General features: G+C 70.3%; 29 protein-coding genes. 15 read left to right on the top strand and 14 right to left on the bottom strand.

Annotated features, from left to right (window positions below):
* Window positions 1-59: 59 nt before the first annotated feature.
* Together AB0K73_RS09130 and AB0K73_RS09125 are read right to left on the bottom strand one after the other, a co-directional pair.
* On the bottom strand, window positions 60-692 hold the full coding sequence (locus tag AB0K73_RS09130; protein WP_360517274.1) for a CoA transferase subunit B: 633 nt from the start codon (window positions 690-692) through the stop codon (window positions 60-62).
* A gap of 4 nt (window positions 693-696) precedes the next feature.
* Complete coding sequence (locus AB0K73_RS09125) at window positions 697-1,404, bottom strand: CoA transferase subunit A (RefSeq protein WP_360517271.1); 708 nt, start codon at window positions 1,402-1,404, stop codon at window positions 697-699.
* 114 nt (window positions 1,405-1,518) lie between these two features.
* On the opposite strand from AB0K73_RS09125, the gene AB0K73_RS09120 reads away from it, so the two are divergent.
* Window positions 1,519-2,307 carry an IclR family transcriptional regulator gene (locus AB0K73_RS09120; RefSeq protein ID WP_360517268.1) on the top strand — a complete coding sequence of 263 codons (789 nt, stop codon included), beginning with the start codon at window positions 1,519-1,521 and terminating at the stop codon, window positions 2,305-2,307.
* 64 nt (window positions 2,308-2,371) lie between these two features.
* On the opposite strand, the gene AB0K73_RS09115 is transcribed toward AB0K73_RS09120, so the two are convergent.
* The 4 genes from AB0K73_RS09115 to AB0K73_RS09100 all read right to left on the bottom strand — a co-directional run bounded on the left by AB0K73_RS09115 (window position 2,372) and on the right by AB0K73_RS09100 (window position 5,537).
* Complete coding sequence (locus tag AB0K73_RS09115; RefSeq protein ID WP_360517265.1) at window positions 2,372-2,656, bottom strand: hypothetical protein; 285 nt, start codon at window positions 2,654-2,656, stop codon at window positions 2,372-2,374.
* Window positions 2,657-2,978: 322 nt separating this feature from the next.
* Window positions 2,979-3,215: a hypothetical protein gene (locus tag AB0K73_RS09110; RefSeq protein ID WP_360517262.1), complete on the bottom strand. Its 237-nt coding sequence runs from the start codon at window positions 3,213-3,215 to the stop codon at window positions 2,979-2,981.
* 14 nt (window positions 3,216-3,229) lie between these two features.
* The gene (locus tag AB0K73_RS09105) at window positions 3,230-4,351 is read right to left on the bottom strand and encodes an aminomethyltransferase family protein (RefSeq protein WP_360517259.1); all 1,122 of its coding nucleotides are present in this window, start codon (window positions 4,349-4,351) and stop codon (window positions 3,230-3,232) included.
* 106 nt (window positions 4,352-4,457) lie between these two features.
* The gene (locus AB0K73_RS09100; RefSeq protein ID WP_360517256.1) at window positions 4,458-5,537 is read right to left on the bottom strand and encodes a DNA polymerase IV; all 1,080 of its coding nucleotides are present in this window, start codon (window positions 5,535-5,537) and stop codon (window positions 4,458-4,460) included.
* A 146-nt stretch (window positions 5,538-5,683) separates the two neighbouring features.
* Between AB0K73_RS09100 and AB0K73_RS09095 the strand changes: the two genes are divergently transcribed.
* Window positions 5,684-5,953: a GlsB/YeaQ/YmgE family stress response membrane protein gene (locus tag AB0K73_RS09095; RefSeq protein ID WP_360517253.1), complete on the top strand. Its 270-nt coding sequence runs from the start codon at window positions 5,684-5,686 to the stop codon at window positions 5,951-5,953.
* Window positions 5,954-6,059: 106 nt separating this feature from the next.
* Here the strand turns inward: AB0K73_RS09095 and AB0K73_RS09090 are convergent, their stop codons facing one another.
* Complete coding sequence (locus AB0K73_RS09090) at window positions 6,060-6,791, bottom strand: glutamine amidotransferase (protein WP_360517250.1); 732 nt, start codon at window positions 6,789-6,791, stop codon at window positions 6,060-6,062.
* Entirely contained in the window at window positions 6,788-7,465 is a 678-nt protein-coding gene (locus AB0K73_RS09085) for a LysR family transcriptional regulator substrate-binding protein (RefSeq protein ID WP_360517247.1), read from the bottom strand. Before AB0K73_RS09085 ends, AB0K73_RS09090 begins: the two co-directional genes overlap by 4 nt.
* Window positions 7,466-7,512: 47 nt before the next feature.
* Between AB0K73_RS09085 and AB0K73_RS09080 the strand changes: the two genes are divergently transcribed.
* The gene (locus tag AB0K73_RS09080) at window positions 7,513-7,887 is read left to right on the top strand and encodes a DUF5997 family protein (protein ID WP_360517799.1); all 375 of its coding nucleotides are present in this window, start codon (window positions 7,513-7,515) and stop codon (window positions 7,885-7,887) included.
* A gap of 89 nt (window positions 7,888-7,976) precedes the next feature.
* Here the strand turns inward: AB0K73_RS09080 and AB0K73_RS09075 are convergent, their stop codons facing one another.
* Window positions 7,977-8,624 (bottom strand): alpha/beta fold hydrolase, encoded by a 648-nt coding sequence (locus AB0K73_RS09075; protein ID WP_360517244.1) that lies wholly within the window; start codon window positions 8,622-8,624, stop codon window positions 7,977-7,979.
* A 115-nt stretch (window positions 8,625-8,739) separates the two neighbouring features.
* Here AB0K73_RS09075 and AB0K73_RS09070 point away from each other — a divergent pair, with 115 nt between their 5' ends.
* The gene (locus AB0K73_RS09070) at window positions 8,740-9,321 is read left to right on the top strand and encodes an NUDIX hydrolase family protein (RefSeq protein WP_360517241.1); all 582 of its coding nucleotides are present in this window, start codon (window positions 8,740-8,742) and stop codon (window positions 9,319-9,321) included.
* A gap of 41 nt (window positions 9,322-9,362) precedes the next feature.
* Here the strand turns inward: AB0K73_RS09070 and AB0K73_RS09065 are convergent, their stop codons facing one another.
* Both AB0K73_RS09065 and AB0K73_RS09060 read right to left on the bottom strand, forming a co-directional pair.
* On the bottom strand, window positions 9,363-10,322 hold the full coding sequence (locus tag AB0K73_RS09065; protein ID WP_360517238.1) for a nucleoside hydrolase: 960 nt from the start codon (window positions 10,320-10,322) through the stop codon (window positions 9,363-9,365).
* Window positions 10,323-10,376: 54 nt separating this feature from the next.
* A complete protein-coding gene (locus tag AB0K73_RS09060) occupies window positions 10,377-10,880 on the bottom strand; it encodes a GNAT family N-acetyltransferase (protein ID WP_360517235.1) in 504 nt (167 codons plus the stop codon).
* Window positions 10,881-11,135: 255 nt separating this feature from the next.
* Here AB0K73_RS09060 and AB0K73_RS09055 point away from each other — a divergent pair, with 255 nt between their 5' ends.
* The 8 genes from AB0K73_RS09055 to AB0K73_RS09020 all read left to right on the top strand — a co-directional run bounded on the left by AB0K73_RS09055 (window position 11,136) and on the right by AB0K73_RS09020 (window position 19,132).
* The gene (locus AB0K73_RS09055) at window positions 11,136-12,107 is read left to right on the top strand and encodes an ABC transporter permease (RefSeq protein ID WP_360517232.1); all 972 of its coding nucleotides are present in this window, start codon (window positions 11,136-11,138) and stop codon (window positions 12,105-12,107) included.
* Complete coding sequence (locus AB0K73_RS09050; protein ID WP_360517229.1) at window positions 12,104-13,018, top strand: ABC transporter permease; 915 nt, start codon at window positions 12,104-12,106, stop codon at window positions 13,016-13,018. The genes AB0K73_RS09055 and AB0K73_RS09050 overlap by 4 nt, the downstream gene beginning before the upstream one ends.
* Window positions 13,015-13,959, top strand: a complete 945-nt coding sequence (locus tag AB0K73_RS09045) for an ABC transporter ATP-binding protein (protein WP_360517226.1) — start codon at window positions 13,015-13,017, stop codon at window positions 13,957-13,959. The genes AB0K73_RS09050 and AB0K73_RS09045 overlap by 4 nt, the downstream gene beginning before the upstream one ends.
* Window positions 13,956-14,738, top strand: coding sequence for an ABC transporter ATP-binding protein (locus AB0K73_RS09040; RefSeq protein ID WP_360517223.1), 783 nt, complete (start codon window positions 13,956-13,958; stop codon window positions 14,736-14,738). The genes AB0K73_RS09045 and AB0K73_RS09040 overlap by 4 nt, the downstream gene beginning before the upstream one ends.
* A gap of 94 nt (window positions 14,739-14,832) precedes the next feature.
* Window positions 14,833-16,431: an ABC transporter substrate-binding protein gene (locus AB0K73_RS09035; protein ID WP_360517220.1), complete on the top strand. Its 1,599-nt coding sequence runs from the start codon at window positions 14,833-14,835 to the stop codon at window positions 16,429-16,431.
* 167 nt (window positions 16,432-16,598) lie between these two features.
* Window positions 16,599-17,159: a UGSC family (seleno)protein gene (locus tag AB0K73_RS09030; protein ID WP_360517217.1), complete on the top strand. Its 561-nt coding sequence runs from the start codon at window positions 16,599-16,601 to the stop codon at window positions 17,157-17,159.
* On the top strand, window positions 17,156-18,193 hold the full coding sequence (locus AB0K73_RS09025) for a hypothetical protein (protein ID WP_360517214.1): 1,038 nt from the start codon (window positions 17,156-17,158) through the stop codon (window positions 18,191-18,193). The genes AB0K73_RS09030 and AB0K73_RS09025 overlap by 4 nt, the downstream gene beginning before the upstream one ends.
* A 63-nt stretch (window positions 18,194-18,256) precedes the next feature.
* Window positions 18,257-19,132, top strand: coding sequence for an SDR family oxidoreductase (locus AB0K73_RS09020; RefSeq protein ID WP_360517212.1), 876 nt, complete (start codon window positions 18,257-18,259; stop codon window positions 19,130-19,132).
* Window positions 19,133-19,529: 397 nt separating this feature from the next.
* Here AB0K73_RS09020 and AB0K73_RS09015 read toward each other — a convergent pair whose 3' ends face one another.
* The 3 genes from AB0K73_RS09015 to AB0K73_RS09005 form a co-directional block, all read right to left on the bottom strand.
* A complete protein-coding gene (locus AB0K73_RS09015) occupies window positions 19,530-21,035 on the bottom strand; it encodes a DEAD/DEAH box helicase (protein ID WP_360517209.1) in 1,506 nt (501 codons plus the stop codon).
* A gap of 228 nt (window positions 21,036-21,263) precedes the next feature.
* The gene (locus AB0K73_RS09010) at window positions 21,264-21,893 is read right to left on the bottom strand and encodes a DUF1684 domain-containing protein (protein WP_360517206.1); all 630 of its coding nucleotides are present in this window, start codon (window positions 21,891-21,893) and stop codon (window positions 21,264-21,266) included.
* Complete coding sequence (locus AB0K73_RS09005; protein ID WP_360517203.1) at window positions 21,890-22,447, bottom strand: hypothetical protein; 558 nt, start codon at window positions 22,445-22,447, stop codon at window positions 21,890-21,892. The genes AB0K73_RS09010 and AB0K73_RS09005 overlap by 4 nt, the downstream gene beginning before the upstream one ends.
* A 224-nt stretch (window positions 22,448-22,671) precedes the next feature.
* On the opposite strand from AB0K73_RS09005, the gene AB0K73_RS09000 reads away from it, so the two are divergent.
* The 3 genes from AB0K73_RS09000 (at window position 22,672) to AB0K73_RS08990 (ending at window position 25,071) form a co-directional block, all read left to right on the top strand.
* Window positions 22,672-23,085, top strand: coding sequence for a RidA family protein (locus AB0K73_RS09000; protein WP_360517200.1), 414 nt, complete (start codon window positions 22,672-22,674; stop codon window positions 23,083-23,085).
* A gap of 10 nt (window positions 23,086-23,095) precedes the next feature.
* Window positions 23,096-24,361, top strand: coding sequence for a hypothetical protein (locus tag AB0K73_RS08995; protein WP_360517197.1), 1,266 nt, complete (start codon window positions 23,096-23,098; stop codon window positions 24,359-24,361).
* 89 nt (window positions 24,362-24,450) lie between these two features.
* Window positions 24,451-25,071, top strand: coding sequence for a 2-phosphosulfolactate phosphatase (locus tag AB0K73_RS08990; protein WP_360517194.1), 621 nt, complete (start codon window positions 24,451-24,453; stop codon window positions 25,069-25,071).
* Window positions 25,072-25,073: the final 2 nt, after the last annotated feature.

Here is a 25,073-nt window from a genome sequence, read left to right as displayed (position 1 = left end):
ACCCTGCATCGGACGCGAGCAGGCGCCCGCGGTCCGCGTGAGGGATCTCCACAGCTTAGTCAGGCGGCCACGATACCGTCCGCCTCGACCGAGAACGGGGCGCCCGTGATCTCGCGAATCGACTCCACCGTCTCGCCCGGGGCCAGCTCCCGCAGCAGCAGGCCGCGGTCGTCGACGTCGAACACCGCGCGGTCGGTGATGATCCGATCGACGCAGCGCACGCCCGTGAGCGGCAGGTCGCACTCGGCGACGACCTTGGGCGAGCCGTCCTTCGCGACGTGCTCGGTCACGACCACGACCCGCGGGGTGCCGGCGACGAGGTCCATCGCCCCGCCCATGCCCTTGACGAGCTTGCCCGGGATCGTCCAGTTCGCGAGGTCGCCGAACTGCGACACCTGCAACGCGCCGAGGATGGCGGTGCCCACGTGACCGCCGCGGATCATCCCGAACGACGTCGCGGAGTCGAAGATCGAGGCGCCCGGCTGCAGCGTGACCGTCTGCTTGCCGGCGTTGATGAGGTCGGCGTCCTCGTCGCCCTCGAAGGGGAACGGACCCATGCCGAGGATGCCGTTCTCGCTCTGCAGCGTGACGCGCACGCCAGGGGGAAGGTGGTTCGCGACCAGGGTCGGGATGCCGATCCCGAGGTTCACGTAGTCGCCGTCCTGCAGCTCCCGGGCTGCGATCGCCGCCATCTCCTCACGCGTCCACACGTGCCCTCACCGTCCTCTGCTCGATGTCCTTCACGGGGTCTTCCACTTCGACGAGCCGCTGTACGAAGATGCCGGGCGTGTGGATCTCGTTCGGGTCGAGGAATCCGTCCACGACGTGCTCGGCCTCGGCGATCGTCACCCGGCCCGCGGTCGCGACGAGCGGGTTGAAGTTGCGCGCGGTGAGCCGGTACCGGAGGTTGCCCTCGCGGTCGGCCTCGAAGGCGCGGACGAGGGCGAGATCGGCGAAGATCCCCTCCTCGAGGATCGCGCGGGTGCCGCCGAAGGTGCGCTCCTCCTTGCCCTCGGCGACGGTGGTGCCGACCCCGGTCGGCGTGTAGAACGCCGGGATCCCCGCGCCACCGGCCCGCAGCCGCTCGGCGAGGGTGCCCTGCGGCACGAACTCCACCTCGAGCGCGCCCGACAGGTACTGCTCTGCGAAGAACCGGTTCTCGCCGACGTACGACGAGAGCACCTTGCGCACCTGTCCGTTCTCGAGCAGGACGCCGAGGCCCTTGCCATCGACCCCCATGTTGTTGCTGACGACGACGAGGTCGCGCACGCCGGTGTCCCGCAGGGCGCGGATGAGGTTGACCGGGATGCCGCTCAGCCCGAAGCCGCCGACGGCGACGGTCATGCCGTCACGCACGACGTCGGCCAGCGCAGCGGATGTCGCATCGAAGAGTTTGGAGACCATGGCACTCCTTCGTGTCCACCATATGGCTGCCGCCACGCAAGCAGTTCACTGCAAATGCTGTCAAGTTTCGCTCACATGCTGGCGAACTCGGCGAACACCGTCCACAATGTGGGCATGGCGGATGTCCCGGGCACCCAGTCGATCGGCCGAGCGGCGTCGGTGCTCCGCGCGGTGAGCGTGGCCATGCCGGCCGGCATCGGCACGAGCAGTGCGGCCGTGGCGACCGGCCTCTCCCGGCCGACGGCGCACCGGATCCTCACCTCGCTCGCCGCCGAGGGCTTCCTCGACCACGACGCCGCCACGGGCCGATGGCTGCTCGGGCCCGAGCTCTACCTCCTCGGCGCGATCGCGGCCGAGCGGTACGACGTCACCGAGCTCGCCCGCGGGAGCGTTCGCGAACTCGCCGCCGCCACTGGCGAGAGCGCGTTCTTCTCGGCCCGCCGCGGCGACGAGACCGTGTGCCTGCTCCGCGAGGAGGGCAGCTTCCCGATCCGGTCCTTCGTGCTCCATGAGGGCGTGCGATTCCCGCTCGGGGTGGCATCGGCGGGCTTGGCCATCCTCGCCTTCCTGCCCGACGAGGCGGTGACGGCCTACCTCTCCTCGGCCGACCTCACCGACCGCTACGGTCCGTCGCACGCCGCCCGGCCGCTGCGACGACGGATCGCCGCCACCCGCTCCACGGGATACTCGGTCAACCCCGGCCTCATCGTCGAGGGCAGCTGGGGGATGGGCGCCGCGGTGTTCGACCCATCCGGCCGACCGGCGTGGGCCCTCAGCCTCACCGGCATCGAATCGCGGTTCAACCGCGACCGCCAACCCGAGCTCGGCCGCCTGCTCCTCGAGCAGGCGCACTTGGTGACGCAGCGGATTCGCGCCCTGGGGTCGCCCGCACGGCGCGGCTGAGGTCGCCGCTCGTGACTTGAGCGGGCATGCGAGAGCCCCCTCCATCGTGCAGGAGAGGGGGCTCTCAGCAGCCGTCACGGACAGGAGTCGGGTGCCCCTGGCTCTTCGGCGGCTTGACCGTGCAGTCGGACGAGAGGTCCTGTGGCTCCGGGCTCGTGTTCTTGGTGTTGCCCTGAGTCTCATCCGTGGAGGTGGAGCCCACGCCGGCCTGGTTGTTGCCGGGTCCCTCGAACGTGGTGCACGTCACAGTTCCCTGGACGCGCTCACAGTTGTCGGGAAGTGGCGCCGCCACCGCACCCATCGCAGACGCGCCGACCAGGAAGCCGGTGAGTGCGAGTGTTGCGAGCATCTTCCGCATGATTCCCCTTTGGAATCTGCCGGGCGTCGCTGCCCGGCTCATTGGGAACGCGGCTGCGCTCCCCCTCCCCGCAGCACGGAGGCAACGTCACGACGACGGGGAATTCGGGTTGGCGCAGGCTTCGGGAAAGCGAGGATTCCTCGAAGAATATGCGCATGGCGCGCTTGCGGCAAGGCCCCCGAGCGAGGGGCCCACGTCTCGGGCATTCACTCGAACACGACGGTGCGCTGACCCGTGAGCATCACGCGATCCTCGGCGTGCCAGCGGATCGCCTGGGTCAGCACCCGGCGTTCGACGTCGCGGCCGATCGAGATCACCGGGTCGATCGCGCGAGGCCGTTGCGGAGCTGTTCGCCGAAACCCGAATGCTGCTCGGATGGGAGTTCCATCTCCATCCGGAGCGTGAAGGTCCCACTGCGCGCGTGCGCGTACTGGGCGCTGTCGATGATGTTGCCGCCACCCGTCGCGAAGACGGCCTGCGACACGGTGGCGACGATGCCCGGCCGATCGACGCAGTGCAGGGTCAGGACGTACGAGGTGCTTCGGCTCATGAGGCCGCTCTCCATCAGGAGCGCACCTTCAGCCGCTGCGGATCGTATACCGGGGTCTCCACGATCTCGGCCGGGATCTCCTCGCCAGACGGCGTCCTCACCCTGAGGCGCGTGCCCGGCAGATGGTGCCCCTTCGCCACGCGGGCCAGGGCGAGGGTTCGGCCACCGAGGTACGGCGAGGTCACCGCCATGGTGATGCGGCCCACCTCGGCATCACCGTCGACCAGCACGGCGGCGTCCACGTCTTCAGCCGGGCCATCCGTCACCACGCTGACCACCGTTCGTCGCGCCGGCCCCATGGCGCGCAGGGCGTCCCGCCCGTGGAACGACTTCTCCAGATCGACGGCCCAACCCATGCGGCACTCGAAGGGCGTCGTCTCGTCGTCGTACTCGAGTCCGCCCATGATGAGGCCGGCCTCCGTGCGTACGATCATCAGCGCATCACCGCCGCATCCGGCTACGGTGAAGTCGCGTCCCGCCGCGACGATGGCGTCCCAGAGTTCGACGCCGCGCTCGACGGGGACCATGACCTCGTACCCGAGTTCGGCGGTGAAGCCCATGCGATTGACGTGGGCCGGAATGCCGGCCAACTCGATCCCCGTCTGAAAGGTGTAGTACGGGAACGCCTCATTGCTGAGATCGTGGGCCGTCAGGCGCTGCAGGATCTCCCTGCTCTTCGGGCCCTGTACCGAGAGCGTCGCCAGCATGTCGCGGAGCTCCACCAACTCGAGCCCAGGTGCGAGGTAGCGCCGGATGACGTCCTCCACCTGCAGGTTGCCTCCCGTGATGCGCACCCGATCGGGGCCGTAGACGAGCACGGTGCAATCGTCGAGCATCATGCCCGACTCGTCGACGATCACCCCGTAGGCGATGCTGCCGGCGCGCAGCGCGGTGACGTCTCGGCTGAAGATCGCGTTAAGCGCGTCGAGCGCCCCGTCGCCGACGATCTCCCACTTCGGCAGCATCGAGAAGTCGAGCAACCCGGCCCCCGTGCGGATCGCCCGGTACTCGAGCTCGGTGCCGGCGACGCGATTCGGCGTCGCCTGCCCGGCGACATCCGACCACTCGTCCTCGCTCAGATCGGTGGGCACCCGATCGACGAACGGGCACGGTTTCAGTCCGGTGGGGATCGGCATGGGGAGGGTCCCTTCGTGCGGTGGCGCGTGGTGTGCTGCGTTTCTTACACAAGTACGTACATATCTCTAAAAGAGTATCAGCATCTCGGCCACGTTCGGCGGCCCTTCACCACCCGCTCCGCGTCGGCGTGTGCCCCTCCCGGGCGTCCTCGGGCATCGGCATCTCGGCGCGCAGCCCGAGGAGGCGGATCGGCCGACCTTCCTCGATCTTCTCGGCGAGCTCGAGGGCCCGTACCGTCACGACCTCCGGATCCCCGGTCTCGGGGATCTTCTTCTGCATCGTCTTCGTGATGAACGGCGCGTAGCGCACCTTCAGGGTCAGGCCGATCACCGGGCGCCCCTCTGCCGCGACGTCCTCGAGCACCTTGGCAGCGAGCTCGCGCACCGCCGCGGCGACCTGTGCGGGCTCGGTCAGATCCTGCTGGAACGTCGTTTCACGGCTGTGACCGCGCGCGACCCACGGCGTGTCATCGACGACCTGCGCACCCTCCCCCCGGCCGAGCAGGCCGTACCACGGCCCCATCTTTGGTCCGAACTCGCCGATCAGCACCGCGGGATCCGCTGCGGCGAGCTCGGCGACCGTCACGATGTCGTGCGTGGCGAGGCGCCCCGAGATCCGCGAGCCGACGCCCCAGAGGTCGACGGTGGGCCGGTCGCCCATCACCTCCAGCCAGTTGCCTGCCGTGAGCCGGAACACGCCGCGGGGCTTGCCGAAGCCGGTGGCGACCTTGGCCCGCACGAGCGTGTCGCCGATCCCCACGCTGCAGTGCAGCCCGGTGCGGTCGAACACCGCGCGCTGCACCTGCCGGGCATACGCCTCGGGGTCGTCGGTCACGACGCCGATGAACGCCTCGTCCCAGCCGAGCACCTGCACGGTCGCGCCCGGCTGCGCCCGCAGCGTTGCCATGACCTCGGCGGATGCCGCGGTGTACGCCTCGTGGTCGACCGGCAGGATCACGGCGTCGGGCACCTTCCGCGCCGCGATCCGCAGCGGCATCCCCGAACCGACCCCGAACTCGCGCGCCTCATAGGACGCGGTCGACACCACAGCACGTTCGGTCGGGTCCCCTCGCCCGCCGATGATCAGCGGCTTTCCCGCCAGTTCCGGATGCCGCAGCACCTCGACGGCAGCGATGAACTGGTCGAGGTCGACGTGCAGCGCCCAATACCGGCCATGGAGGCTCACGCGACCAGTTTGCCCCCCGCGGGCACGATCGCGTGCGCATACTGCGAAATCCGAGCCCTCGGCAAGGGGTTGCGGCAAACTCTCAGCACGTGGTTTCGTGAATCACCCCTGAATTGGGGACCCCTCAAAGGAAGAAGGAGCACACAATGGGTTTCCTTGCATTTCTCATCCTCGGCCTGATCGCCGGTGCCATCGCCAAGCTCATCCTGCCCGGCAAGCAGGGTGGCGGCTGGCTGGTGACGCTGCTGCTCGGCGTCGTGGGTGCCCTGCTCGGCGGCTGGCTCGGCAGCCTCCTCTTCGGCGTCGGCCTCGAGGAGTTCTGGGACCTGAGCACATGGCTGCTCGCGATCGCGGGTGCGATCATCGTGCTGCTCATCTGGGGTCTCATCACGCGGAACCGGAGCCGCACCACCTGATCCGGAACACCACGTATTCGAGCGGATGGCGGGCCTCCCGCCATCCGCTCGATCGCGTTCCGGGCAGATGGGCCCGGCCCGGGCAGATGGGCCCGGCCCGGGCGAATCACGAGTCCGCGAGCTCGACGAATCGGCGAAGCATCCGCTGCGGTTCGGTGACGGATGCCGCCGCCAGCCGCTCGCTCACCGCGCGGAGTTCGCTCGCCGGGAAGTAGCCGTGGTGCCGGTACACCTGGGCTCGTGCCACGAAGTCGCTCGCCGACACCTCGGGATGGAACTGCGTCGCGTAGACGCGCCGGCCCACACGGTAGACCTGCACCGGACAGGCAGCGGATGACGCGAGCAGCACCGCATCCGGCGGAAGCCGTTCGGTCGCCTCCTTGTGGCCGACGAGCGCGTCGAACCGTACGGGCAGCACGCCGACGAGCGGGTCGGCGAGACCCTCGGCGCTGACCGTGATCTCGACCGCCGCGGCCTGCTCGCCGTGCAGGGTGCCGACGTACCCACCGAGCACCCGGGTGAGCACGCCGATGCCGTAGCACGTGAGGAGCAGCGGGTGGTCGCGTTCCAGGGCGGCCTCGGCGAGGCGTGCAAGGTCGGCCTCGACGCGGCGCTGCACCGGGTGCTTGTGCGCGTCGGGCGTCGTCACGTTGTAGGGGCTGCCGCCGACCACGACGCCCGCGAACTCCTCGAGCCGCACGTCGCCGAGCGCCTCCGCATCGAGCCGCAGGTGCTCGAGCCGAGAGGCGTCGACGCCCATCGCCCGGCGCACCGACTCGTACTCGGGCCCGACCGCCTCGATCTCGGGACGCGCCGAGAGGAACAGGAACGACTTCATCGCCCGCGACCGCGCTTGCGCGCCGGCCGTCCACGTCGAGCGGATGCCCCACGCCGGGCATTGGGCTCACGGCGCGCCGGTTGCGCGCGCCGGGCGGTCGGTGCGGGTGCGGACGGGGCGGATGCCTCGGGGTCCGCCGACTCGCCGCGGGAGCTGCGTGCGGTGCGACCGCGCACGACGGCCACGAACTCCTGCAGGTCGTCGTCGTCGCGCTCGACGCGCCACACGAGCGCGATGCGCGTGGTCGGGGCATCCGTCACCGGAATGGCGATGACGTCGCGGCGGTGGTGCAGCCGAGCGACGCCCTGGGGGAGCAGCGCGTGGCCCGTACCGGCTGCGACGAGCTCGACGGTCATGCCGGACTCGGGCTGCACCGGGGAGAGCGGTTCGCCCTCGAGGTCGGCGAGCGTGAGCGCCTCGGCCTCGGCGAGCGGATGGTCCGCGGGCAGTACTGCGACCGCGAGCTCCTCCCACAGCGGCACCTGGTGCAGCCCCTCGGCCTCGACGGGAAGGCGCACGAACGCGACATCCGCATCGCCGGCGAGGAGCTCGTCGAGCTGTCGCGGCTCCTCGACCCGGGCCGCCTCGATGGGGAGGTCGGGGCGACGTTCGGCCCAGACCCTCAGCCACTTGGCGGGGCTCACCCCGGCGACGTAGCGGAGCCTCAGGACCATCCGTTCAGGGTATCGGCTACGGTGTCAGGGTGAGCCAGAGCCAGTCGATGAAGCCCGAGACCGCCGCGAAGAAGCTCGGCATCCTGCTCGAGGCCGCGCCCGAGGACTTCCGCGAGGGCGTCGTCACGAGGGACGAGCTCAGCGCGCTGCTGGCCGACCCGCCCGAGTGGCTGCAGGTGCTCCGCCGCGAAGGGCCGCACCCACGCAGCGTCGTGGCCGCCAAGCTCGGCGTGTCCAACTCCGGACTCGCTCGCGGCGGCATCACCGAGCCGCTCACGACCGCCGAGATCAAGGCGCTCCTCGTGGCGCCGCCCCAGTGGCTCGTGCAGGAACGGGCCACGCAGGCCGCCGTGCGGGCCGAGAAGCGACGCGTCGCCGAGCGCGACGCGGAGCGCTCGGCGAAGGGCGGCGGGGGCGTCTGACCGCCGCGTCACGACCGTTTGCCGTCTGACGACGTGATGCGAGTGTCCTCCACCGCGCAAGAGGTCGTCACGCGAGGCGGCGCCCGGGCTCAGGCGGCGCGCGAGTAACGGGCGCGCAGGAATGCCGCGATGTCGGCGAGCTCGCGCTCGGCGATCGAGTGCCCGAGACCCTCGTAGATGCGCTCGTCGAGGTCGGCGTGCCCGGGCAGCCACTGCTGCGTTCGGGCGATGTAGTCGGGGGAGATGACGCCGTCGGCCGTGCCGCGACCCCAGAACACGGGCGTCGCGAGCTCTGCGAGCCGGGCGTCGCCGTCGCGCTCGCCGGGGAGCGCGAACCCCGAGAGGTTCACCGCGAACGCGAAGCGCTCGGGAGCCCGGCGCAGGAGCTCCAACGCCATGGCGCCACCCTGCGAGAATCCGAGCAGCCCGATGGCGGACGCGTCGGGCGCCGCGCGGTCGAGCCAGGCGAGGATCGCGTCGGTCGAGGCATCCGCCGCCGCCATCGCGAGCTCGGCGCCCTCGGCGAGGAGCGGGAACCAGGCATGGCCGTAGCCCGTGAAGATCGGCGCCCGGAGGGACGCGATCGCGGGCTCGAGCGGCAGATAGGGCGCCAGGCCGAAGAGGTCGCCCTCGTTCGAGTTGTACCCGTGCAGCAGCAGGAGCAGCGGTCGCCCCTCCCGGTCGGCCTCCGATGCCGACCAGATCACGGCCTCGTCGTCGACACGCAGGTCGGGCATGGATCCTCCAGTCCGGGCGACGGATGCCGCGAGCCGGCCGTCCGGATTCACGCCCGTGTTCGAGCGTACCCGCCGATTCCGTGGGGTATGGCGCCCCGTGGGGCAGAATCGAGGCATGAGCGTTCGCACTCCCGACCCCGATTGGTCTCCCGGCGACGAGCCCGTCGCACGGCCGGCGACGAACCCCGGTTGGCTGAGCGACCTCGAGCTCGCCGAGATCCGGGGTCGGCTGCCGCTGCTCTACGTCGAGGCGGTACCCGTGCGGGTCGACGGCGTCGGGCAGGTCACCGAGGTCGGCGTCCTCCTCCGCGCGAACGCCATCGGCGAGATGACCCGCACGGTCGTCTCGGGGCGCGTCATGTACGGCGAGACCCTGCGGGACGCGCTGTTCCGCCACCTCGAGAAGGACCTCGGACCCATGGCGTTCCCGCTGCTGCCGGCGAGCCCCGTGCCCTTCACGGTGGCCGAGTACTTCCCGCTGCCCGGCCTCTCGCCGTTCACCGACGAGCGCCAGCACGCCGTGTCGCTCGCGTATGTCGTGCCGGTGACGGGCACCTGCGAACCGCGTCAGGACGCGCTCGAGGTGACCTGGATGACCCCGGCGGAGGCGGTGTCGCCGGGTGTTGCCGCCGAGATGGAGGGCGGCCGCGGCGTGCTGCTCAAGCAGGCGCTCGCTTCCGTGGGCGCCCTCCGCTAGGTCGGTTGCATCGGGCGGAGTGGCTCGACTGAACGTCTGCGTCAGGCGAGGCCGAGCGTGTCCAGGAACAGACGCGCGAACCGTTCGCCGTCGACCTCGAGGGCGACCTCGACACTCGTCCACTCGTCGGGGCGCGCCTGCACCATGCTCTCGCCGCGCGAGCTCTCGCGGAGGTCGACGAGCGTCTGACCGCGACCGTAGCCCGCGAGCTCGACCCGCACCGGCAGCACCTCGGTGCGGAGGGCGAGCGGGTCGACGAGCGAGCAGACGGCGCCCGCGTCGCCGATCAGTCCCGTGTACTCGGCTCGCTCGTCCTCGGAGAGCGCGACGCGGTGGCCGAGCAGCGTGCCGACGACCCGGCCGAGGGCGTCGTCGCCGCGTTCCAGTGCCACGGCGGCCTCGTGGTCGACGGCGACCCGGTTGAACACGTCGAGCCCGTACATGTAGGTCGGCACGTTCGAGTCGAGCACGATCGCCGCGGCCTCGGGGTCGTGCCACACGTTGAACTCGGCCACGGCCGTGGCGTTGCCGACACTCGCCGAGCCGCCCATGAAGACGATGCGCTCGAGGTTGCCGGCGACCTCGGGGTAGGTGCGCAGCAGGAGCGCGAGGTTCGTCTGCGGGGCGAGCGCCACCAGCGTGACGGGCGTGGGGTGCCCGAGGATGAGCCGCCGCATGAGTTCCACCGCGCTCGCCTCGGTGGCCTGGCGCCGGGTGGGCGGCAGCACGAGGTCGCCGAGCCCGGCGGCGCCGTGCACGTGGCGTGCCGCGCGTGGCGGCTCCAGCAGCGGCCTGACGGCACCCGCCGCGACCGGGAGGTCGTCGGGTGCACCAGCGGCGTCGAGGATGCGAAGCGTGTTGTCGACGACCTGTGCGAGCGGCGCGTTACCGGCGACGCACGAGATGCCGAGCACCTCGAGTCCCGGATGCCGCACGGCGAACAGGATGGCCATGGCGTCGTCGACGCCCGTGTCGACGTCGAGCACGATGGGGATCGGCATACGCCAAGCGTATTGGACGCCCGCATGGGCGGCGCGGCCGCTACCGTCTCACGGTCAGCGGACCAGGCGCACCTCGAGGATCTCCTCGCCGAGGAAGGGCTGCAGCTGCTCGGCGCCGTCGGCGACGAAGCCGTTCCGCTTGTAGAACGCGTGTGCCCGAGGGTTGTCCTTCGCGACCCAGAGGTAGCCCGGTCGGTCGCCGCAGGCCGCGTCGAAGAGCTTCTGGCCGATGCCGGTGCCGTGGAACGCGTGGAGCAGGTAGATGAAGTAGAGCTCCCGTTCGCGGGGCGGGTTCTCGTCGCGGGCGGGCCCCGAACCGACGAAGCCGACGATCTCGCCGTCGACCAGCGCGGCGAACTGGTTGTACTCCTCGCCACGTGCGGCCATGTGGGTCCAGAGCTCGGCCATGCGGCGCGGAGAGAGGTTCTCGAAGGCGGCTGCGCTGATCAGGTGGTCGTAGGTCTCGTGCCAGCACGTGGCATGAACGCGGCCAAGGGCCTCCACATCCGAATCGCGGATGGGGCGGACGACGACATCGGCAGCAACTTCGGTGCTCATGTCACGAGGCTAAGCCAGCACGCGCGAGAGGCGAAATCGAGCGTCGTCGGGCCTCGCCGGCCGGGGTGCGCCGTCGTCGGAACGGAACGCTTCCACATGGTGGAAGCGTTCGTTGAGCGCGTCGCCGGGTGTTGCCACTATTCACGGGTCGGCCGCGATGAACCCTCGTCGGGCCGCCGGGCTTTCAAAGGAGATCCCCATGCTGAGCACGTGCGCTCGACGGCCGACGCGGAGCGGTGCCGTCTCATGAAGGCGATGGCATTCCACATCGGGAAGGTCCTCTTCTCCTCGATCATCCTCCTCATCGTCGTCATCACGATCCTCTTCCTGCTCCTCGAAGTCGCCCCAGGCGACCCCATCCAGACGCTGGTCGGCGACGTCCCCATCTCGGATGCGCTGCGGGAGCAGATCTACGCCACGTTCGGCCTGGACAAGCCGGCCTGGGAGCGCTACCTCATCTACATCGGCAACGTGTTCAGCGGGAACCTCGGGGTCTCGTTCGGCACCGAGGTACCGGTCACCCAGCTCATCGGCGAGCGGATCGGCAATACGCTCGCCCTCGCCATCCCCTCGTTCATCCTCTCGACCATCGGCGCCGTCATCATCGGCTCGATCGCGGCGCGGACGCGCAAGCGCTGGCTCGACACCCTGCTCTCGGGCAGCTCGGTCGCCCTGTTCTCACTGCCGAACTTCTGGCTCGGACTGATGCTGATCATCGTCTTCTCGATCACGCTCGGCTGGCTGCCGACGCAGGGCAAGGCGCCATACGGCGTGGAGGGCATCCAGATCGAGTACATGATCCTCCCGCTGATCACGATGGCCACGGCCGAGCTCGCCTTCAAGGCCCGCATCATGCGCGCATCGATGATCGAGTCCCTCGGGCAGGACTTCATGGACACGGCACGGTCGAAGGGTCTCGCCGAACACCTCGCGCTCTGGCGGCACGCCCTTCCGAACGCGCTCCTGCCCATGGTGACCGTGGCAGGCCTGAGCCTCTCCCATGTCCTCGCCGGTTCGGTGCTGGTGGAGCGGGTCTTCGGATGGCCGGGCATGGGCCTCCTCTTCATCGGCGCGATCGAGCGCCAGGACACCTTCCTGGTGCTCGGGGTCGTCATCGTGCTGACCGTCACCATCCTCATCGTCAACCTCGTGACCGACATCGTCTACGGCCTCGTGGATCCACGGCTTCGCAGCCAGGTGACGAGATCTGCAAGGAGCGAACCGTGAGCGTCCAGCAGTTGTCCCGAGCGGCATCCGACGCGGCGCCGGAGCCGACACCGCCGCCGCGCCCGGCCCGCCGTCCACGCAACCCCGACGCGATCTGGCGGGTGTACTTCCGCAAGCCCCTCGTGCGGGTGGCCATGCCGATCCTGGTGATCATCATCCTCGCGTCGGTCATCGGCCCGCTGCTGACCGGAGACCCGTTCGCGACGAACCACCCGACGTTCATCCCGCCCGACGCCGAATACCCGTTGGGCACCGACAACCTCGGGCGCGACTACCTCAGCCGCGTGCTCCTGGGCGGTCAGGTGTCGCTGCTCGTGGGGTTCAGCGTGGCGCTGCTCTGCCTCACCGTCGCCCTCATCGTAGGAGGACTCGCCGGGTTCTACGGCGGCGTGCTCGACACCGTGCTGGTGAAGATCTCCGAGTTCTTCCAGGTGATCCCGGGCATCGTCCTCGCCCTCGTGGCGGCCGCCATCCTCGGCGCGAACCTCGGCATCATCGTGGCCATCCTCGCGGTGACGATGTGGCCGGGCGTGGCCCGCATCGTGCGGGCGGAGGCGATGCGCATCTCCCAGCTCGGGTACGTCGAGTCGCAGCGCGCCGCCGGCTTCCTGAGCCTCCGCATCCTGTGGTCCGACGTGCTTCCGAACGCGATGCCCCCGGTGCTCGTCGCCACGACGATGACGGTCGCCCGCGCCATCCTGGCCGAATCGGGGCTGTCGTTCCTCGGCATCGGCGACGCGAACCGGCCGAGCTGGGGCGCACTGCTGAACCAGGCGCAGCCGTACATCTCGACCGCCTGGTGGCTGGCGCTCTTCCCCGGCCTCTGCATCTTCATCGTCGTTCTGGCGATCAACCTGCTCGGCGATGCCCTCAACGATGCGCTCAACCCGTCGATCGGAAGGGTGAAATGACCACCACCGAGTCCCGTGCGGCTCAGCACGAGACCGCCCGACCGGATGCCTCGGAGCGAGCCGATGCCGCCTTCCTCGAGGTCGCCGGCCTCGAGGTCCACCTCCCCACGGGTCCGCGCAAGGAGATTCAGGCCGTGCAGTCGGTCAGCCTCCGGGTGCACCGGGGCGAACGCGTCGGAATCGTGGGGGAGTCGGGATCGGGCAAGTCCGTGACCGGCCGCGCGATCGCGGGGCTCCTGCCCACCAACCCGCGCGTCCGGGTCGCGGGTTCCATCCGGTTCGACGGCCGCGAGATGGTCGGCGCACCCGCGCGGGCCTGGGACGAGATCCGGTCACGGTCGGTCGGGATGATCTTCCAGGACCCGCTCACCTTCCTCAATCCCGTCATGAAGGTGGGCGCGCAGGTTCGGGAGGCCATCACCCCCGATGAGCGCAGCGGCCGCGACGCCGCGGCCGATCCCGAGGCCATCCGGTACCTGAAGCTGGCCGGCCTCGCCGACGCCGACGACCTCGCCCGGCGCTTCCCGCACGAGCTCAGCGGTGGCCAGCGCCAGCGCGTGCTCATCGCGATCGCGATCGCCAAGCGGCCCGACCTGATCATCGCCGACGAGCCCACGACCGCACTCGATGCCACGGTGCAGCGCAGGGTCCTGAACACGCTCGATGAGACGGTCACCACGCTCGGCACCTCGCTGATCCTCATCTCGCATGACCTCGCGGTCGTGGCGAGCATGACGGACACCATCTACGTGATGTACGCCGGGCGCGTCGTCGAGTCCGGACCCACGCGGCAGGTGCTCACCTCACCGCAGCACCTGTACACGCAGGCCCTGCTCCGCAGTGTCCGCAGCCTCACCGACGACGGCGTGGACCTGTGGTCCATCACACCCGAGCTGCGGCGCGAGATCGACGCCATCGTGAAGGACGGAGCGAACGCATGATCGAGGTCAGGAACGCATCCAAGGTCTTCCGATCCCGGCGCGGCGGCCAGGCCGTCGCAGCGGTGGTCGACGCCGATCTCACTGCCGGGCGCGGGGAGTTCGTGGCGATCGTCGGCGAGAGCGGGTCGGGCAAGAGCACGCTCGCCCGGATGCTCCTGGGGCTCATCCCCGCGACGTCCGGAAGCATCGAGATCAACGGCGTCGACATCGCCCGTATGAACGCCGCCCAGCGCAAGGATTACCGGCGAACCGTTCAGGCCGTCCTCCAGGACCCCTCGGGGTCGCTGAACCCGCGCAAGCCCGTCGGACGCACGATCGGCGAGATCGTCAGGTTGCACGGCATCGCCCGGGGCCGTGACCACGTGCACGCCAAGGTCCTCGAGGTGCTCGAGCTCGTCGGCCTCACGCCTGCGGAATCCTTCATCTACCGGTTCCCGCAGGAGCTCAGCGGCGGACAGCGCCAACGTGTGCTGATCGCCAGGGCGATCGTCCTGGATCCGCAGATCATCATCGCCGACGAGGCGGTCTCCGCCCTCGACGCGTCGGTGAAGGCCGGCGTCCTCAACCTGATGAACGGGCTCACCGAACGCCTCGGCGTCGGTTACGTCTTCATCACGCACGACCTCCCGGTCGTCAAGAAGGTGGCCGATCGGGTCTACGTCATGAAGGCCGGTGAAATCGTCGAATCCGGCACCAGGCAGCAGATCTTCGAGGATCCACAGCATCCGTACACCCAGAATCTGCTGGCCTCCGAGCTCATCTTGGAGACCGTCCTCTGACCTGGCGGCCGGCCGGCAGCACAACTGAATACCCATCCCCCGTCCGAGCGCACCTCTGCGCTCGGAGCCACAGAGAGGTACTCCCATGAGATCCATGCGCACGACCCGATCAGCCGCTCTGGCGGCGGTCGCGTCCGCGGCCCTGCTCATCGCAGGTTGTTCGGCCACGCCGGCCGCACCGCAGAGCGAGAAGCCCGACGAGCCGACCGTGTACATCGACGCGATCTCGGCCGACCCGATCAGCTTCAACCCGCAGATCACGAACTCGCCCGCCACCACCGCCTTCGGTGCGGCGATCTTCGACCAGCTCGTCTACATCGACACCGAGTCGGAGATCCATCCGATGCTGGCGAAGTCGTGGGAGTACAGCGACAACCAGAAGACGCTGACCTTCACCCTCGAAGAGGACGTCACCTGGCACGACGGCGAGCCCTTCACCTCCGAGGACGTGAAGTTCAACTTCGAAGAGATCATGCAGTTCCAGACCTACGGTGCCGCGCTCGTCAAGTCGATCGATTCCGTCGAGGCACCCGATGAGCACACCGTCGTCCTGAACCTGAACTCGCAGTTCGGGCCGTTCTTCGAGACGTTGGCGCTGCAGGCGATCGTCCCGAAGCACGTCTACGAGGGCACGGACCCCGTCACCAACCCCGCGAACATGGCTCCCATCGGCACCGGCGCGATGAAGTTCGAGTCGTTCTCCTCCGGCGCCGAGGTCATCCTCGTCAAGAACGAGGACTACTGGCGCGGCGACGTGCAGGTCGACAAGGCCATCTACCCGGTCATGGCCGACACGAACACGCGCGCGCTCGCCCTGATCTCGGGCGAGGTCGACAAGGCATCCATCGACGCGTCGCAGCTCGACCAGATCCAGGGGAAGCCCGAGCTGGTCCACCTCGAGGAGGGCTTCTTCGCCCAGGCGGTCGTGCTCGAGATGAACACGCTCAACCCGGTCCTGGCCGACCCCGAGGTGCGTGCCCTCGTCTTCTCCGCGCTCGATCGCGAAGCGTTCGCGAAGGTGGCGCTGGCCGGCTATGGCGAGCCCGCCGACGGCTTCTTCCCCGACACCCTGGAGTGGGCCAAGGACGAGGACATCGACTTCGAGAAGGACTTCCCCTACGACGTCAAGGCGATCAACAAGGGCCTCGACAAGGCGGGATACCCGGTCGGCGCCGACGGCCTGCGCTTCTCGCTGAACGTCAAGTACATCACGGCCCTCACCGACACCGTCGCGATGGCCGAGCAGGCCAAGTCGATGCTCGAAGAGGTCGGCATCGGGGTCAACCTCGAGGGTGTCACCTCTGCGATCTTCACCGACCAGATCTATGTCCAGAACAACTTTGATCTGGCATTCCTGCGCACCACCGTCTCGGCCGACCCTGGCCTGGGCATCTCGCGCTGGTACGAGTGCAACCCCGACCACATGTCCGCCCGCAACCCGTCGGGCGTCTGCGACCCCGAGATCGACGCGGCCGTCGCCGCCGCCAACTCGACGACTGATCGCGAGGAGCGCGGCGAGGCCTTCCGCGACATGCAGCAGCGCGCCAAGGAGCTCATCTTCTTCGCTCCGCTGGTGTGGACGAACGCGTCGTTCCCGACGGTGAACACGACCCGCTGGGACGGCCTCGTCGGAATCGACGAGGGCACGGCCAGCGGCAACATCAACTGGCTGACCATGAAGTGGAAGGGCTGACCCTGACGCGGTGAAGGGGCGTGACGGTTCCGGCCGTCGCGCCCCTTCTCCGGGCGCCGACGAAGCCGCGAAAACCGCGGAATCCGGGGTTCCATGAGATGGAATCGCAGCGGCCACCGGCCACGGACAGCGCAATAGTCAGAAGTGTCGAACAGGAAGGTCCCGAGATGACTGCCGAGATTATCGATCCCACGAAACTCCTGCATGCGGTGTCCGCAGGCGCGCCGGCGGATGCCCCCCGCCCGCCTTCCCTCGACGGGATCCGCATCGGCTTGCTGGGCAACACCAAGCGCAACGCCGACCACATCCTCGACGCCGTCGGAGCGGAGCTCTCGCAGCGTCACGACGCGGTCACCCTCGTGCCGCGCACGAAGACGCAGTTCGCGATGCCGCTGCCCGTCGACCTGATCGAGGAGCTCATCCGCGAGTGCGACGTCGTCGTCATCGGCGTGGGCGATTGCGGCTCGTGCAGCGCGTCAGCCGTCGCAGACGGCATCGCGCTCGAGCGCGTGGGCATCCCCACCGCGGTGATCTGCACCGAGGCATTCGTCGACCCGTCGACGGCGATGGCTGGAATGAAGGGCGCGCCCGACTTCCCGTTCCTCCTCACCGAGCACCCCATCGCGAATCTTTCGGCAGCCGAGATCCGCGAGCGCGGCGCCCAGCTCGTCGACGCCGTGCAGCGTCGCCTGATCGACGAGCGAGCCCTCGTCCCCGTGTCGGCGTGACAGCGGGAAAGGCCATCGCGCTCGATCCCGACGTCGCCGTCGGAGTCGCGGAGCACATCTACGGGCAGGGCTGGACCGACGGACTTCCCGCCCTGCCCGCCACCGCCGATTCGGTCGAGCGCATGCTCGCCACGACATCGCGCCACCCCGACGAGGTCGCGGCGCAGCATCCGCAGCTCGAACGCGAGGTCACCGTTCGCGAGATCGCCGTCAACGCCGTCATGGCCGGCTGCCTCCCCGAGTACTTCCCGATCGTCCTGGCGGCTTGGGATGCGTTGTCGGCCGAGCGTTCGGCTCGAGGAGGAGGCTGGCAGAGCACGAGCGGCCCCGGTCCCCTGGTGATCGTCAACGGCCCGATCCGCGACCGAATCGGCCTCAACTCCGCGGGCGGAGCGCTCGGGCCGGGGTTCCGCGCGAACGCGACGATCCCGCGAGCGATCGGGCTGACCGTGCGCAACGGCTTCGGCATTCGTCCCCGTGAGCTCGAACAGGCGACCATCGGCACGGCCGGCCGGTGGCAGCTGTGCATCGGCGAGAACGAGGAAGCGAGCCCATGGGAGCCGCTCTCGGTCGAGGCGGGCCTTGCTGCCGGCGAGAGCGCGGTGTCGACGATGCTCGTTCGAACGCTCGAGGTCGTCGACAACCGGAGCTTCACCAGTCACGAGGAGGTCCTCGCGGACCTCGTCGACACCGTGCAGCGCAGTGGTGCCCTGATCGGGCGGCACAGCCCGACGGGCGTCATCCTCAACCCCGAGCACGCACGGCTCTTCGCCGAGGCCGGGATGAGCAAGCAGGACGTCCGCGAGTGGATCGTCGCCCACGCCGGGCGCACCGAGGCGCAGTTGCAGGCGGTGGGCAAGGGCCTGAGCCATCTTCCGGGCGGTCCCTTCGCTCCCGACCACTTCCATCCGACGATCGCGGATGCCAGGGCCGCGACACTCCCGATCATCGTCGCCGGGTCGACGAATGCCGCCATGTCCCTGGTGTTCCGGGTGCTCGGCGCATGGTCGGGCCAGTCCTTCCCGGTCCGCTGAGACCGACCCGCACCCAGCGTCCCGCGTCAGCGTCCCGCGTCCGGCAGAGAGGCCAGATTCCGCATGTCCGACCCCACTCCCGAGGTCTGGTCCGTACCGGTCAGCGACGCGCTTGCTCGCGAGCCTGAGCCCTGGCTGTCGGGCAAGGTCGCTCTCGTCGTCGGCGGAGGCCTCAGCGGCCCCGAGGGCGGCGTCGGCTTCGCGATCGCGTGGCTGTGCGCCCGCAGCGGCGCGGCGGTGGCGATCCTCGATCGCGACCCTGCTGCCGGAGCGCGCACCGTCGGCGCGATCCGCGAGGCGGGCGGCGTCGCCGAATACTTCTCCGTCGACGTCACCGACGACGACTCGGTGGCGGCGGCCGTGACCGCCGCGGCGGAACGCTTCGGCCGGTTCGACGTGGTCGCCGACTCGATCGGCGGCGGTGGGGTGCAACCCATGTTCGACGCGAGCCTCGACCAGTTCGAGGCCGCGATGCGGCTGAACTTCACGGCCGTCTGGTACGTCATGCGCCATGCCCAGCGGCACATGGATCGCGGGGCTTCCATGGTCACGATCTCGTCGGGGGCCGCCGAGGGACGCGGACCGGGCCTGCCGTACTCCTTCGGCAAGGCGGCGCTCGAGAAGCTCACGTCGGGTGCAGCGGGAAGCCTCGCCGCCCGTGGCATCCGCGTGAACTGCGTGCGCGTCGGCATGATCTGGGGCGCCTTCGCCGCCCGCGGCATGACCGAGGAACAACGCGTCCTGCGTGCGAACAATGTGATGCTGCAGACCGAGGGCAACAACTGGGACATCGCGCGTGCGGCGTTCTTCCTCCTGACCGACCAGGCGCGCTGGATCACCGGGCAGACGATCAGCGTCGACGGCGGCGGGTTCCGGATGACCGGCAACAGCGGGGCGGCGGGTTCGAACCCCACCCGTTCGCCGGCGTCTCAGGGATAACCCGCGTCGACGTTCAGGGGCGGCTCCCGGCCCCGCCCGTGGTACCCCGGTGCTCGCACATGCGCCTTCGGCTCCCGGCCGCTCCCGACCGCGCAGGGCTGCGTCTCCACCGGCCGCGAGCCGTTCGACGACGGACTCGACACCGGCGTCTGGGAGATCTTCACCGGATGCGGCGGCAGCGCGACCTACGTCGTCGTCGGCGCCCAGGACTACACCGGCAGCTACTCGGTCATCGTCGCGGCGCAGGCCATCGGCGATGCGGACCTCGACGCCGTCGACCGGGCCCTCGGCACCTTCTACGCCGCCTACTGATCACACCATCGCACAGCGAAGCCCCGCCGTCGACCATCGGGTCGGCGGCGGGGCTTCGTTCGTGCGGTTGCGGTTGCGGAGCGGGTCAGCCCTGCGCGCGCCGGTTGGTGCGCGTGCTGTGCGGCGAGACGAGGCTGCCCACGCGGAGCGGCGGCTTCGCGGTGGAGCGACCGGATGCCCCCCGCTGCGCGCCCGAGGTCTGCGCGCCGCGGCTGTGGCCGGCGCCCTGCTTGGGGGCGTGCGCCTTCGTCTCGGACGCACGGCCCGAACGGTCACGACGCGGCGTCGAGGGTGCGACATCCGCCTGACCGGCGCGGCCGCCGCGTGCCGAGCGCTTGCGCTGCGCGTTCGCACCCTGCGACCGGCCGCCGCCGCCCTGCTGCTGCACCGGGGCCTTCGGCAGCGGCTTCACGTACGGTGCGACCTCGCCGACGAGCTCGGTCACGGCGGCCGCCGTGGGAGACACCCGCTGCGGGGCCACCCGGATGTCGGCCTTGCGGAGGAGGGTCTTCAGGTCCTGCTTCTGGGCGGGCAGGCAGATCGTGACGACGTCGCCCTCGCTGCCGGCTCGCGCGGTGCGGCCCGAACGGTGCAGGTACGCCTTGTGCTCCATGGGCGGGTCCACGTGGATGACGAGCTCGACGTTGTCGACGTGCACGCCGCGCGCCGCGACATCCGTGGCCACCAGCACCTTCACCGAGCCGTCGCCGAACGCGGCGAGGTTGCGATCGCGCTGCGGCTGCGACAGGTTGCCGTGCAGGTCGACCGCGGGGATGCCCTGCTCGGTGAGCTTCTTCGCGAGCTTCTTGGCGTGGTGCTTGGTGCGCATGAAGAGGATGCGGCGGCCGGTGCCCGAGGCGAGGGTGCGCACGAGCTCGTTCTTCTGGTCGACGTCGTCGATCTCGAAGACGTGGTGGGTCATCTGGGCGACGGGCGAGTTCGCCTCGTCGACCGAGTGCCGCACCTCGTTCTGCAGGTAGCGCTTCACGAGCTTGTCCACGCCGTTGTCGAGCGTCGCCGAGAACAGCATGCGCTGGCCGCCCTGCGGAGTCTTGTCCATGATGCGCGTGACGACCGGCAGGAAGCCGAGGTCGGCCATGTGGTCGGCCTCGTCGAGCACGGTGATCTCGATGGCGTCGAGGTGCAGGTAGCCCTGCTTCATGAGGTCCTCGAGGCGTCCCGGCGTGGCGACGACGATGTCGACGCCGGCGCGCAGGGCGGCGACCTGGCGAGTCTGATTGATGCCGCCGAAGATCGTGGTGACCGTGAGGCCGTATGCCTTGGTGAACGGCTCGAACGTCTGCATGATCTGCGTCGCGAGCTCGCGGGTCGGGGCGAGCACGAGGCCGAGCGGGCGGCCCGGGCGACGCTTGCCGCCGGCAAGCGAGGTGCCGAGGCGCGCGACCATGGGCAGCGCGAAGGCGATGGTCTTGCCCGAACCGGTCTTGCCGCGGCCGAGCACGTCGCGTCCGGCGAGCGTGTCGGGCAGCGTGTCGACCTGGATCGGGAACGCGGTGGTCTTGCCGTCGGCGGCGAGGGCCGCGACGAGGGGAGCGGGCACGCCGAGCGCGCCGAAGGTGATGTCGGTCATGTTGCCTTTCCGGCAGGGATCCATCGATGTCGTGCAGGCCGCGGGGCAGCCGTATCGAGACGTGACGATGGGACGTTGGCGAAGACGCCGGTCGGCGCATCCGTTCGCCGTATGAGTCATCGGGCGCCCTCCTGAGAGGCCCTGCCCGGAAGCGTTTCTACGACGCAGGCGGCGCGTTCACCGCGCTCGCCGGTGTCCACTGTAGCGGATGCCCCTGAGGGAATGCCGTCAGCGCGGCATCCGCTCGCCCACGGGGACCTCGTCGGCCAGGGTGTTGCCCGGCTGCGCGAGCGGGCATGACCACGACGGGTCGTAGGCGCACGACGGGTTGTAGGCGAAGTTGAAGTCGATGACGAGCGAGTCGGCGGCGGCGCCCGCACCGAGGTCGGCCCCCTTCACGGTGTCGAGCAGGTAGCGCCCGCCGCCGTACGTGCCGCCGGGGCGACCGGCGAGGGCATCCTTCACCGGCACGAAGAGTCCGCCGCCGTATCCCGTGAGCCGCCACACGTCGAGGGTGCCGATCGCCGGCACCCGCACCGTGCCCACGAGCGAGAACGGAATCGGGCCGTCCGACGCGCTGTCGACCGTGATGCGCACCGGCTCCTCGGCCCGGAGCACCTCGAGCTCGAACCGCCAGTCGGGGTTGTAGCGCGCAACCGGGAGGCCCCTGAACCGGGCCCGGTCGTCGGGAAGGAGCGGCGACTGCGGATGCCCCGCGAACAGCTCGTCGCGACCCGAGACCCAGAGCTCGTGTCCGGCGGCCGGGTCCTTCGCACTGAGCTGGCGGACGCCCCCGTACAGCCCGAACACCCGGCGGCGCCAGTCGGCGAGCTGGAGGGAGCCGATCGAGTCGGTCACGCGGCGTCGGTTCTGGTCGCGGCATCCGCTCGGCTCGCCGAGGCCGCTTCGGCAGCGACGGCGTCTGCGGTGCCCGGCGGGTCGTACGACCAGCCCGGGGCCAGCTGCCGCAGCCGCATGCCGCGCCACTGCCAGAACGCCCAGGTCGGGTACCACGCCACGAGATCGAGCGGGCCCGCGTTCGCGATCAGCTGATCGCGGTACAGCGTTCGCCCGTCGGGCAGCGGCGAGACCGCCATGCGGTGGTCCCAGCGGTCGAAGAGCGCGAGCGGCCCGGTGAGCGCACCGCCCGCGTCGCGCAGCATGCGCACGCCCGTGGGAAGGCCCCCGGGGTAGCTCACGTCGACGAGTTCCTCGCCGGCCGGGAAGCGGCGGAACGCGAGGGCGCGCACCCGGTGCGTTCCCTCCGGCCAGACGGTCGGCAGGCCCTCCGCCTCGAGCGACGAGAAGTCGAGCCACGGGGCCACGACCTCCCGCAGCACAGCCGGACTCCGGAGCGCCCGCCATGCGGCATCCGGTGTGCAATCGAGCGTGAGTTTCAGGAGCACGCGCATGTGCCGAGAGTAGGGCGAGCGGATGCCGCTGCCAAGCGCGCTCGGCGGATTCACGGGCTTGCCCGACGCGCTTCACGGGTACGCGGAAACCCAGCCGACCTGTGCGACGCGGGCGTTGACACCCGTCGAGTTCGACACCATCATGACCAGAGTCTCGGCCGTCGCGGACTCACCGAAACCGTCGCTCACCCGTTCAGCAGGCTCAGCAACCGAAGGACGTCTGAATGAAAGCCCACAACCCAGCGAGCGTGTTCCCGCCGTACCGGAACTACGCCCATGCCGTCGAGGTGCCTCCCGGCGCACGCACCCTCTACATCAGCGGCATCAACGGCTACGACGAGACGGGAGCCCGGCTCCCCGACGATTTCGCCGGTCAGGTCACGAACATCTGGTCGCACCTCGGCAACATCCTCGCCTCCGCGGGCATGGAGTACGGCGACCTCGTCTCGCTGCGGTTCTTCCTCACCTCCGCCGATTTCGACCCCGCCAACGTCGAGATCCTGCAGGCGCACCTCGGCGATCATCTCGCGGCGCGCACGGTCGTCGTCCAACAACTCCTCGAACCCGAATGGCTCGTCGAGATCGAGGCCATCGCGGCCAGGCTCGACGACAACACCGATCTGGGAGGCACGGCCTAGACTCCCGCACATGGCCGACGGACTCTGGTGGTTGCCCTCCCTCCTCGTCTTCGGTGGGGCCGTCGTCGCCCTCGGTGCCGGGGCCATCGGGCTGCGCCGGGTCGGTGCTCGCCGGGAGCGGGCCGCCATCGAGGCCGGGCGGGGGCTCGAGGTGCGTGCGAAGGGCCTCATCGTGCAGACCGACACCGCGGTGCGCGAGGCCGATCGCGAGGTCGCATTCGCCGAGGCGCAGTTCGGCGCCGCGGTCGCGCGCGACGTGCGCGACGCGCTCGAGACGGCCCGAGGTCGCCTGCGCGAGGCGTTCCTCCTGCAGCAGCGCCTCGACGACGCCGTACCCGATACGGCGGCCGAGCGTCAGCGCGGGTCGACGCGCATCGTCGAGCTGTGCGAGTCGGCGCTCGCCGAGATCGTCGAGGCGGATGCCGCGCTCGGCGCACGTCGCCGGGCCGAGCGTGGGGCGAGCGAGGGCGTGCCCGCACTCCGCGAGGAGGCTGCGCGCCTCGCTCGCCGGCTCGACGAGGCCGTCGCCGCGCTCGGACGCCTCGCGACGAGGTTCGCATCCGGTGCGCTCGCCGGTGCGCACGGGGCGGTCGCACGCGTGGACTCGGCGCTCGCCGGGGCGACGGCCGCACTCGACGACGCCGAACGGCGGCTCGCGAATGCCGACCCGGCCGCCGACCTGCTGGCCGTCGCAACCGATGGGATCGCGCGCGCCGAGCGTGACCTCGTCGAGGTCGAGGGCGTCGAGCTCGTGCTCGCGACGGCGCAGTCCGATGCCGCCGAATCGGCTGAGGCCCTCGACGCGGAACTGGCCGCAGCTCGCGAGGAGCGCGACCGTCAGGAGGATGCCGGCGCCCAGGCCGCGCTCGGTGCCGCGATCGGCGAGGCCTCGGCCGTGCTCGCCACACGCGGGGAGCACGCGGGCGACCCGTTCACCGACCGCGACCGGCTCCGTGCCGCTCGCGACCGCCTCGAGGTGGCGAGGGCTGCGGCGCGGAACGCGCAGGGCCGACTGGACGGAGCCCGGGGCGCGCTCGGCGGCGCGATCGCGATCGCCGAGAGCCAGCTGCGGGTCGCGCAGGCCGCGATCGGGCGCGGCGGCGGGCGCATCGGCGCCGACGCCCGCACCCGGCTCGCGGAGGCCGAGCGCCAGCTCGTCATCGCTCGTCAGGAACCCGACCCCGTTGCGGCGCTCGACGCCGCACGCCGGGCGGCGTCACGTGCCAGCGACGCCGAGGCGCTCGCGATGTACGACGGCATGGGCGGAGGCCGGTGACGGCGCCGCGGTCGGGCGCTCGCGTCGCGGTTCGTCACGAATGGATGCCGCGGCTTCGTCCCGCTTCGCGGCGGCGCTAGCCTGTCGCGGTGAGCGATTCGACGACGCCCTTCGGTCAGGCGAAGTACCAGGTCCGGTTCGACTGGGGCGCCTCGGGCGCCGGGCGGATCGTGCCGGGTGTGCACGTGGTGGTGCTCGCCGATGCGCTGCTGTTCACGACGGGGGTCGTCGTGGCGGCGGAGCAGGGCGCTGAGACGCGCATCGACGGTCCGGATGCCGCCGCGGCATCCGCGGTCATCGACGCCTCGCTCGCGACCGTCGACGACCCGATCGTGCTGGCGGCGTCGCTTCGCAACCGCACCGCCGTAGCGGAACGGATCCTCGCGCTGCAGGAGGAGCGCGGCGAGCGGATGCTCGTCGCCGTCGTCGCCGTGGGCGACACCGACCGCCTCACCATCGAGGACCAGCTGACGGCCGGCGCGGTCGTGGATGCGCTCGTCGGCCTCGGCCTGGATCACACCTCACCCGAGGCGGCCGTGGCATCCGCAGCGTTCGAGGGACTGCGCCGCGCGCTCGTGCACCTCATCGGCGCCTCGGGCTCGGGCGTCGAGCTCACGGCGGACGGACGCAAGGCGGAGGTGCGCCTCGCCACCCGACTCGACGTCACACGTGTCGTGCCCGAACTGCACGAGGGCGTGTTCCGGGTGTAGCG

It is taken from the genome of Agromyces sp. NPDC052230 (assembly GCF_040679595.1).
In the GTDB taxonomy this organism is placed as follows: Bacteria; Actinomycetota; Actinomycetes; order Actinomycetales; family Microbacteriaceae; genus Agromyces.
Note: the sequence above shows the minus strand (reverse complement) of the source record. Positions and strands in the feature narration are given on the sequence as shown.

Excerpts from the sequence above, each read along its gene's own strand:
- AB0K73_RS09000 (WP_360517200.1), top strand. The coding sequence starts at position 22,672 with ATGAAAGCCCACAACCCAGCGAGCGTGTTCCCGCCGTACCGGAACTAC.
- AB0K73_RS09040 (WP_360517223.1), top strand. The coding sequence starts at position 13,956 with ATGATCGAGGTCAGGAACGCATCCAAGGTCTTCCGATCCCGGCGCGGC.
- AB0K73_RS09120 (WP_360517268.1), top strand. The coding sequence starts at position 1,519 with ATGGCGGATGTCCCGGGCACCCAGTCGATCGGCCGAGCGGCGTCGGTG.
- AB0K73_RS09070 (WP_360517241.1), top strand. The coding sequence starts at position 8,740 with ATGAGCGTTCGCACTCCCGACCCCGATTGGTCTCCCGGCGACGAGCCC.
- AB0K73_RS09035 (WP_360517220.1), top strand. The coding sequence starts at position 14,833 with ATGCGCACGACCCGATCAGCCGCTCTGGCGGCGGTCGCGTCCGCGGCC.
- AB0K73_RS09090 (WP_360517250.1), bottom strand. The coding sequence starts at position 6,791 with ATGAAGTCGTTCCTGTTCCTCTCGGCGCGTCCCGAGATCGAGGCGGTC.
- AB0K73_RS09085 (WP_360517247.1), bottom strand. The coding sequence starts at position 7,465 with ATGGTCCTGAGGCTCCGCTACGTCGCCGGGGTGAGCCCCGCCAAGTGG.
- AB0K73_RS09115 (WP_360517265.1), bottom strand. The coding sequence starts at position 2,656 with ATGCTCGCAACACTCGCACTCACCGGCTTCCTGGTCGGCGCGTCTGCG.
- AB0K73_RS09075 (WP_360517244.1), bottom strand. The coding sequence starts at position 8,624 with ATGCCCGACCTGCGTGTCGACGACGAGGCCGTGATCTGGTCGGCATCG.
- AB0K73_RS09055 (WP_360517232.1), top strand. The coding sequence starts at position 11,136 with ATGGCATTCCACATCGGGAAGGTCCTCTTCTCCTCGATCATCCTCCTC.
- AB0K73_RS09030 (WP_360517217.1), top strand. The coding sequence starts at position 16,599 with ATGACTGCCGAGATTATCGATCCCACGAAACTCCTGCATGCGGTGTCC.
- AB0K73_RS09130 (WP_360517274.1), bottom strand. The coding sequence starts at position 692 with ATGGCGGCGATCGCAGCCCGGGAGCTGCAGGACGGCGACTACGTGAAC.
- AB0K73_RS09015 (WP_360517209.1), bottom strand. The coding sequence starts at position 21,035 with ATGACCGACATCACCTTCGGCGCGCTCGGCGTGCCCGCTCCCCTCGTC.
- AB0K73_RS09095 (WP_360517253.1), top strand. The coding sequence starts at position 5,684 with ATGGGTTTCCTTGCATTTCTCATCCTCGGCCTGATCGCCGGTGCCATC.
- AB0K73_RS09105 (WP_360517259.1), bottom strand. The coding sequence starts at position 4,351 with ATGCCGATCCCCACCGGACTGAAACCGTGCCCGTTCGTCGATCGGGTG.
- AB0K73_RS09080 (WP_360517799.1), top strand. The coding sequence starts at position 7,513 with ATGAAGCCCGAGACCGCCGCGAAGAAGCTCGGCATCCTGCTCGAGGCC.
- AB0K73_RS08995 (WP_360517197.1), top strand. The coding sequence starts at position 23,096 with ATGGCCGACGGACTCTGGTGGTTGCCCTCCCTCCTCGTCTTCGGTGGG.
- AB0K73_RS09110 (WP_360517262.1), bottom strand. The coding sequence starts at position 3,215 with ATGAGCCGAAGCACCTCGTACGTCCTGACCCTGCACTGCGTCGATCGG.
- AB0K73_RS09060 (WP_360517235.1), bottom strand. The coding sequence starts at position 10,880 with ATGAGCACCGAAGTTGCTGCCGATGTCGTCGTCCGCCCCATCCGCGAT.
- AB0K73_RS09020 (WP_360517212.1), top strand. The coding sequence starts at position 18,257 with ATGTCCGACCCCACTCCCGAGGTCTGGTCCGTACCGGTCAGCGACGCG.
- AB0K73_RS09125 (WP_360517271.1), bottom strand. The coding sequence starts at position 1,404 with ATGGTCTCCAAACTCTTCGATGCGACATCCGCTGCGCTGGCCGACGTC.
- AB0K73_RS09005 (WP_360517203.1), bottom strand. The coding sequence starts at position 22,447 with ATGCGCGTGCTCCTGAAACTCACGCTCGATTGCACACCGGATGCCGCA.
- AB0K73_RS09045 (WP_360517226.1), top strand. The coding sequence starts at position 13,015 with ATGACCACCACCGAGTCCCGTGCGGCTCAGCACGAGACCGCCCGACCG.
- AB0K73_RS09065 (WP_360517238.1), bottom strand. The coding sequence starts at position 10,322 with ATGCCGATCCCCATCGTGCTCGACGTCGACACGGGCGTCGACGACGCC.